General features: G+C 44.5%; 5 protein-coding genes. All 5 read right to left on the reverse strand.

From position 1 onward, the window contains the following. Positions 1–5: 5 nt before the first annotated feature. The 5 genes from JQM81_RS11735 to uvrB all read right to left on the reverse strand — a co-directional run bounded on the left by JQM81_RS11735 (position 6) and on the right by uvrB (position 8918). Positions 6–731, reverse strand: a complete 726-nt coding sequence (locus tag JQM81_RS11735) for a ComF family protein (RefSeq protein ID WP_235233872.1) — start codon at positions 729–731, stop codon at positions 6–8. Then, the gene (locus tag JQM81_RS11740; protein WP_235233873.1) at positions 728–2938 is read right to left on the reverse strand and encodes an ATP-dependent RecD-like DNA helicase; all 2211 of its coding nucleotides are present in this window, start codon (positions 2936–2938) and stop codon (positions 728–730) included. The genes JQM81_RS11735 and JQM81_RS11740 overlap by 4 nt, the downstream gene beginning before the upstream one ends. Next, positions 2938–3927 (reverse strand): rod shape-determining protein, encoded by a 990-nt coding sequence (locus JQM81_RS11745; protein WP_328282622.1) that lies wholly within the window; start codon positions 3925–3927, stop codon positions 2938–2940. The genes JQM81_RS11740 and JQM81_RS11745 overlap by 1 nt, the downstream gene beginning before the upstream one ends. 139 nt (positions 3928–4066) lie before the next feature. After that, a complete protein-coding gene (uvrA, locus tag JQM81_RS11750) occupies positions 4067–6910 on the reverse strand; it encodes an excinuclease ABC subunit UvrA (RefSeq protein WP_235233875.1) in 2844 nt (947 codons plus the stop codon). A gap of 13 nt (positions 6911–6923) precedes the next feature. Next, positions 6924–8918, reverse strand: coding sequence for an excinuclease ABC subunit UvrB (gene uvrB / locus JQM81_RS11755; RefSeq protein WP_235233877.1), 1995 nt, complete (start codon positions 8916–8918; stop codon positions 6924–6926). Positions 8919–9211 lie beyond the last annotated feature (293 nt).

The following is a 9211-nucleotide window of genomic DNA, read 5'->3' on the forward strand; positions in this document are numbered from 1 at the left end:
AAATATCAGTATCCTTGTCCAATACTTATGGTCAAAAAGTATACTTTTTCAACTCCCGCTTTTTTCAGAGTTTTCGCGGCATAATCTATAGTATTTCCCGTTGTATAGATATCATCAATCAATAGCACTGCTGACACCGGGACAAAACCTTTTCTCACAGAAAATGCATGACTCAGATTCTTCTTCCGCTCATCATGATCTAACGTTTTCTGAGGATTGGTAGATATACATCGTACCAGACTTTTCGTATCTACCGGTATATTCATATTCTTTCCAATCTCTGCACTGATAATCTGTGCCTGATTATAGCCTCGCTTTTTTCTTCGTTTTTTATGAAGGGGAATCGGGATGATAAGATCTGGGTTCCACCTTTTTATCATATGACCATAGGTGCGTATTAATTCCTCTGCATAAAGGATTCCATATCTTCTCTGATTATGATATTTGAATTGATAGATGGAGGTGTTGACCGGAGCTTTGTGAAGCCATAGGCTCAGCCCTCTGTCATAAAAATGATGTGTATGTGTACAATCATGACAATACTCTTGTTCTGAATATCGGATGGGCTTACCACACTGCATACACCGCGGTTCCCGGACTTTTAAGTGTTCCAGTTTACGCCTGCATGCAGTGCAGATCCCCTGACGATATGCCTTCCCACAAAATGGACAGACCTCTGGCCACAGCCATAGACTGATTCTTTTCAGAAAAGCCTGTAATATCTTTATCATTGTAATTCCTGGATTCGTTCTGCAAGGCTTGTGTTACGATCCTGTTCGTTGGTATTGTGAATCATTTCCTGAAATACCACATCACTTCCCACTAACGTTACACATTGCTTTGCTCTTGTGACAGCCGTGTACAGAAGGTTCCTGTGGTACAACTGTCTTGGTCCCTGCAGTAATGGAATCACGACTGCAGGATATTCACTCCCCTGAGACTTATGTATGGTAATCGCGTAAGCGAGTTCCAGCTCATCCAGCAAAGTATATGGATACTTCACCAGGCGCTGCTCATCATACTCCACAATTACCACTTCTTCATATGTATTGATCTCCTTGATGATTCCCATATCACCATTAAAGATGCCCTGACCTTTGTCGATGGTCATTCCATATTTTGTCGCCACTTCCCACTCCAGCTGATAGTTATTCTTGATCTGCATGACCTTATCGCCTTCACGGAACAGACGATCTCCATATTCTTTTTCCGTCTTTTGGGGCTCTGGTGGATTCAGATATTCCTGAAGTATCCGGTTCAGACGTTCCACTCCTAACAGACCTTTTCTCATAGGCGTCAGGACCTGAATATCATAAGGCTTGGCATTGACATACTTCGGAAGTTTCTTTTGGATCAATGTGATCACAACGCTGATAATCACATTGGCATCCTGCCGCTTTAGGAAGAAGAAATCCCGGCTCTTATTATCTAATACAACCTCTTCTCCACGATTGATCTTATGAGCATTGACCACAATATCGCTTTCTCCTGCCTGACGAAATATCTTCGTCAACATAACGACGGCAAAGCAATGGGAATCAATAATATCCTTCAGTACACTTCCCGGTCCTACGCTTGGAAGCTGGTTACGGTCACCCACCAGTATCAATCTGGTTCCCGGAACGATTGCTCCCAGCAAAGCATACATCAGTGGAAGGTCTACCATTGACATCTCATCAATAATGATCACATCTGCCTCCAGAGGATTCTCTTCATTTCTCTGAAAACCATTGATACTGTCATCTTCTGGATTCCCACTGACCTCTAACAATCGATGGATCGTCTGTGCCTCATATCCGGTCGCCTCTGTCATACGCTTGGCAGCACGACCGGTAGGTGCAGCCAGATAGATGTCCATTCCTTCACTTTCAAAGAAATGTATCATCGCATTGATGGTCGTCGTCTTTCCGGTTCCCGGTCCTCCCGTCAAGACCATAACACCTCTTCGTGCAGCTTCCATCACCGCTGTCCTCTGCATATCATCCAGATACAGTCCTGTATTCTTCTCGATCGCCTGAAGCCGACGCTCCAGATTGTCCTCTGCGACATTACAGTTTACATTCAGATCATGCAGCATCTTAGCTACATTCATCTCCATGTAATAATAATGTGAAGAATAGATGCGCATTCCATTCTCCGCTTTCTTCATAACGATCTTCTTTTCCATGGCGAGATCCATCAGATATTTCTCGATATCCTGAATCTCCACTTCCAGAAGTTCACTTGCTTTTCTTAATAATACTTCTTGCTTCAGATAGACATGTCCATCATTCACACTCTGCAAAAGCGTATAGAAAATGCCGCTGCGGATGCGATAGTCAGAATCCGTATGAATTCCAACCTTTGCTGCAATCTCATCAGCGGTCTTAAACCCAACTCCCGACACATGATCGGCAAGCTGATAAGGATTTTCCTCGATCACACGATATACGTTCCTGCCATAATGCTGGTATATCTTGGCCGCTAGGGTCGTTGATATTCCATATTTCTGCAGATATATCATTGCCTGACGCATATCCTTCTTCTCTTCTACCTGTATAGCGATCTCTCTTGCCTTTCGCTCGCTGATTCCCTTGATCTCAGCCAGCCGTTCCGGCTCTTCTTCGATAATTCGAAAGGTATCTTCTTTGAATTTCTTAACGATCTTTCCGGCAAGTGCTGTGCCCACACCCTTTACTGCCCCGGAGCCCAGATACCGTTCAATGGATACCAGATCCTCCGGCTCGCATACCTCAGAAGTCTCTACCTTCATCTGGAGACCATATAATTTGTGCGTAGTATACTCTCCTTCCAGTTTCAGGAGCTCTCCTTCTTCGATATAATGAAAGTTACCGACACACGTCACTTCACCATCATCGTTACTCAGATGAAATACTGTATATCCGTTATCTTCATTACGGTATACAATATGTTCTACATATCCTTTTATACTTTCCATTAGAATTCTCTTCGTCCGCCCATTAACTCTACAAACTGTCCGGTTCCAATCGCAACCACTTTCATTGGATCATCTGCAGTCATGGTATTGATTCCTGTCTTTTCTTCTATCAGCTCTTCCAGGCCTCTCAGCAAAGCTCCGCCGCCGGTAAGCATGATTCCACGATCCAGGATATCTGCCGACAATTCCGGTGGTGTGCGTTCCAGTACATTGATAACCTCTTCCACGATTTGACCCGTCGGCTCTCGAAGCGCCTCCTCCGTCTCGGAAGATGTGACGGTTACCGTCTTCGGAAGACCTGTCACAAGATTTCTTCCTCTGACTTCCATGACCTCATCTTCAATCAATGGATAAGTAGTCCCTATCTTAATCTTAATATCTTCTGCCGTTCTCTCACCGATCAAAAGATTATGCTTCTTACGCATATAGCGGACAATGGCTTCATCAAAATCATCGCCTGCAATCTTAATAGAAGAATTTACTACTGTTCCTCCCAGGGAAATCACCGCAATATCTGCAGTTCCGCCACCGATATCTACGATCATGTTACCGCAAGGCTTGGAGATGTCTATCCCGGCTCCGATCGCAGCTGCCACCGGCTCTTCGATTAAGTTCACTTCTCTCGCGCCTGCCGCATAAGTTGCCTCTTCTACTGCCTTTCGTTCCACTTCGGTAACCCCACTTGGAACACAGATACTGATTCTCGGCTTCTTAAATGTCCGCTTGCCCAATGCTTTCTGTACAAAATACTTAATCATCTTTTCTGTAACTGTATAGTCTGAGATCACACCCTGACGTAGCGGCCGGACAGCCACAATATTTCCCGGTGTTCTTCCCAGCATCAGACGTGCTTCCTCGCCGATTGCCTTTATCGCGTTCGTATCCCTGTCATAAGCTACAACGGAAGGCTCTTTTAATATGACGCCTTTCCCTTTTACATAGACCAGAACGCTTGCTGTTCCCAAATCAATTCCAATATCTACTGACATCCTTATTTCCCCTTTCATTAAGCTATCTATATGATTATCATTTGTTTATTTATTCACATGCACCTTTAGTGCACGTTCCATTATAATCAACTTTCCTGAAAATGGAAACCTTTTTTTCTTAAATCTTTGTGAATTCCATCTACTTGCGCAGCATGGCATCGATGTATTTTCCTGTGTAGGATATTGGGTTCTTTGCGACCTCTTCTGGTGTCCCTTTTGCAATTACAGTTCCACCTTTGTCTCCTCCTTCCGGCCCGATATCAATGATATAATCTGCCGTCTTAATCACATCCAGATTATGTTCAATGACTACTACCGTATTGCCATCCGAAGAGAGCCTGCGCAGAATCTCTGTCAATTTGTGAACGTCCGCAAAATGCAGTCCTGTTGTTGGCTCATCTAAGATATAGATTGTCTTTCCGGTACTTCTCTTGCTTAATTCCGTAGCAAGCTTAATCCGCTGCGCTTCTCCGCCTGACAGTGTGGTAGACGGCTGTCCCAGCCGGATATAAGATAATCCAACATCATACAGCGTCTCCATCTTTCTTCGAATGCTGGGTACATTTTCAAAGAAATGTAACGCCTCTTCGACCGTCATATCCAGGACGTCATAGATGCTCTTTCCTTTATATTTCACTTCCAGTGTCTCCCGATTATAGCGCTTTCCGCCACAGACCTCACAAGGAACATACACATCCGGTAGGAAATGCATCTCAATCTTCAGGATTCCGTCTCCGGCACACGCTTCGCATCTTCCACCCTTCACATTAAAACTGAATCTGCCTTTCTTATATCCTCTTGCTTTCGCATCCGGTGTTGCCGCGAACAAATCACGGATCAGATCGAACACTCCTGTATAAGTCGCAGGATTAGACCGCGGAGTACGTCCGATTGGAGACTGGTCAATATTGATGACCTTGTCCAGCTGACTGATTCCCTCTATATCCTTATGTTTTCCCGGAATCGTTCTTGCACGGTTCAATTCTTTCGCAAGACGCTTGTACAAGATCTCATTCACAAGAGAACTTTTCCCAGATCCGGAAACACCTGTTACACATGTCATCACTCCCAAAGGGAATTCTACATCAATGTTCTTCAGGTTATTCTCCTGCGCACCAATGACCTTCAGCCATCCGGTTGGCTGCATCCGTTTCTCAGGCACAGGGATCTTAATTCTACCACTTAGGTATGCGCCGGTTATGGAATTTTTATTCTCCATAATCTCTTTTGCATTACCCTGAGCCACCACTTTACCGCCATGCTCGCCAGCACCCGGGCCGATATCCACAATATAATCTGCTGCCAGCATCGTATCTTCATCATGCTCTACAACGATCACAGAATTACCCAGATCGCGCAAATGGCGCAATGTGCCCAACAACTTGTCATTATCTCGCTGATGCAGCCCGATGCTCGGTTCATCCAGAATATAAGCAACCCCAACCAGGCCGGAGCCGATCTGCGTTGCCAGCCGAATCCGCTGTGCCTCTCCACCAGAAAGGCTTCCAGTTGTGCGGGCCAATGTCAGGTAATTCAGACCTACGTCCATTAAAAATTGGATACGGGCATTGATCTCCTTTAAGATCTGTCCTCCAATCATCTGTTGCTGCTTACTCAACTGCAATTGCTTTAAGAATATTTGCAATTTTTCGATGGACATGGCCGTTACTTCAGAGATATTCTTATCTCCTACCGTAACCGCCAATGCTCCTGGCTTCAATCTCTGTCCGCCACACTCATGACATGGTGTGATACACATGAATTCTTCATATTCTGCCTTCATAGTCTCTGAAGAAGTCTCTCGATACCGCCGTTCCACATTGCGGATCAGTCCCTCGAACGCAACATCATAGACTCCTTCACCCCTCTGTCCGCGATAATGTACCTTAAGTTCTTTCCCGCCGGTTCCGTGAATCAGGACATCTTGAATCTTCTTTGGATATTCCTTAAATGGCGTATCCAGAGAAAAATCATATTCTTTACTCAGCGCATCCAGAATCGCATAAGTGAAACTCTTCTTATCCGTACAGGACTGCCATCCCATGACAGCGATTGCCCCTTCGCTGATGCTAAGATTCTTGTCTGGAATCATCAGATCTTCATCGAATTCCATCTTATATCCCAATCCAAAACACTCTGGGCATGCACCGAAGGGATTATTGAACGAAAAACTTCTCGGTTCAATCTCATCAATGCTGATACCACAGTCCGGACAAGAAAAACTCTGGCTGAAATTCATCGGCTCACCACCGATGACATCCACAATCATCAGTCCCTCCGCAAGTGCCAGAACATTCTCAATAGAATCTGTCAGCCGCTGCTCAATTCCTTCTTTTACGACCAGTCGGTCTACAATAATCTCGATATTATGCTTGATATTTTTATCCAGAGTAATCTCTTCCGACAATTCATAGAGATTGCCATCCACCCTCACACGGACATAACCGCTTTTTTTCGCGCGTTCAAATAATTTGGCATGGGTTCCTTTTCTTCCTCTTACGACCGGCGCCAACAGCTGTATCTTCGTCCGCTCCGGCAATTCCAGAATCTGATCTACCATCTGATCTACCGTCTGCTTCTTAATCTCTTTACCACATTTTGGGCAATGTGGAATACCGATTCTTGCATACAGCAATCGAAAATAATCATAGATCTCTGTGACCGTTCCCACCGTTGAACGCGGATTCCTGTTCGTAGACTTCTGATCAATGGAAATCGCCGGGGACAGTCCTTCAATGCTCTCTACATCTGGCTTCTCCATCTGTCCCAGGAATTGCCTTGCATAAGATGACAAGGATTCCATATATCTTCTCTGCCCTTCCGCGTAAATAGTGTCAAACGCAAGAGATGATTTCCCGGAGCCGCTGAGTCCCGTCAATACCACCAACTCATTTCTTGGAATATCCAGATCAATATTCTTCAGATTATGCTCATTGGCACCTCGTATTCTTATATATTGCTTCTTATCATTGTTCTTCGACATTGTTCTATCCCTTTCACATCTGCTGCAGCTGTTGCTTCAGTTCTACAATCTTATCTCTTAATTCTGCGGCAGCTTCAAAATTCAATTCTGTTGCAGCCTTCTTCATCTGTTTACTCAATTCCTTGATTAACTTCTCAAGTTCCTTTTCACTCATAGACTCCGGATCTTTTTCCATCCGAAGCTCTTCTGCAGCGACCTTCTTCGATACTGCGATCAGATCACGTACACTCTTCTGAATGGTCTTCGGAGTAATCCCATGCTCCTCATTGTACGCCATCTGTACCTTGCGGCGGCGCTCTGTCTCATCGATTGCCTGACGCATGGAATCTGTCATCACATCCGCATACATGATAACATGTCCTTCTGCATTTCGCGCCGCACGCCCAATTGTCTGAATCAAAGACGTTGCCGAACGTAAGAACCCTTCCTTATCGGCATCCAGAATCGCCACCAGGGTAATCTCTGGAATATCCAGACCTTCTCTCAAAAGATTGATTCCCACCAGCACGTCAAAGACATCCAGACGCATATCCCGAACGATCTCCGTCCGTTCCAATGTATCCACATCCGAATGCAGATAACGTACACGGATGCCCAATTCTCGCATATAATCCGTCAGATCCTCTGCCATTCGCTTCGTCAATGTCGTAATCAATATCTTATTCTTCTTGGCGATCTCCTTATTGACCTCACTTACCAGATCGTCAATCTGGCCTTCCACCGGGCGCACTTCCACCTCAGGATCTAATAGCCCTGTCGGACGGATGACCTGCTCAGCTCTAAGCAGTTCATGCTGTTCCTCATAAGGTCCGGGAGTCGCTGATACAAATAGTACCTGATCAATCTTACCTTCAAATTCTTCAAAATTCAAGGGGCGATTGTCTTTTGCCGACGGCAGACGGAATCCATATTCTACCAACGTAGACTTTCTGGACTGATCACCATGGAACATACCTCCAATCTGCGGCACTGTCTTATGCGACTCATCAATCATCATGATAAAATCATCCGGGAAATAATCTATCAACGTATGTGGCGGCTGTCCCGGTGCCAGTCCCGTCAAATGTCTTGAATAATTCTCTATTCCTGAACAAAAACCGGTCTCCCGCATCATCTCGATATCAAAATTCGTCCGCTCAGAGATTCTCTGAGCTTCCAGAAGCTTCCCTTCACTCTTAAAGAATCGGATCTGCTCCTCCAGTTCTTCTTCAATCCCCTGAATCGCCCGTTCCATATTCTCTTTCGACACTACATAGTGGGAAGCAGGAAAGATGGCGATATGACTCAGTTCATTCTTAATCTCTCCCGTTAATACATCAACCTCAGTGATCCGGTCAATCTCATCTCCAAAGAATTCAACCCGCACCACATATTCCTCAGATCCTGCCGGAAACACCTCCAATACATCCCCATGAACCCGGAATGTGCCGCGCTTAAAGTCCATCTCATTACGATCATATTGTATATCGATCAACTTGCGGATAACTTCATCACGATCCTTGATCATACCCGGACGCAGGGAAATGACCATGTTCTGATAATCAATCGGCGAACCCAGACCATAGATGCAAGATACGCTGGCCACGATAATCACATCCCGCCGCTCCGATAACGCTGCCGTGGCAGAATGGCGAAGCTTGTCTATCTCATCGTTGATGGATGAGTCCTTGGCAATGTAAGTATCAGAGGAAGGGACATAAGCCTCCGGCTGGTAATAATCATAGTAGGACACAAAATACTCCACCGCATTGTTCGGGAAGAACTCCTTGAATTCACCGTAGAGCTGTGCAGCAAGGGTCTTGTTATGCGCTATGATAAGCGTTGGTTTATTTAATTGTTGGATAACATTTGCCATCGTGAAGGTCTTACCGGAACCGGTGACACCAAGAAGCGTCTGGCACTGGTTACCTTCTTTAAAACCTTTTACTAACTGCTCAATCGCCTGCGGCTGATCGCCGGTCGGCTTGTATTCAGAATGTAATTCAAAACATTTTTGTGCATCTTGCATAAAAACACCTCTTAAAATCTATAGTATAAAAAATTTATCCATCAGCCAAAAATTCATGTAATTATTGTAAATTCATCTAGTTAATACTCCAAATTAACCCTTTACTCGAATTTAAGAACTCAAAAGTTAACATATGTATTGAAAACAAACATTATTCCGATTCAAATGTTGAATTTTTTGACGATTCGACAATTTTGTTCAATAAATTATCCACACACTGAATTGGCTACACACGTGTAGCCAATTCAAATACATCTAATGGCTTTCGCATTTTTTTGAAATAATTTTAATCC

This window comes from Faecalicatena contorta, from assembly GCF_021531895.1.
GTDB lineage: Bacteria > Bacillota > Clostridia > Lachnospirales > Lachnospiraceae > JAFBIX01.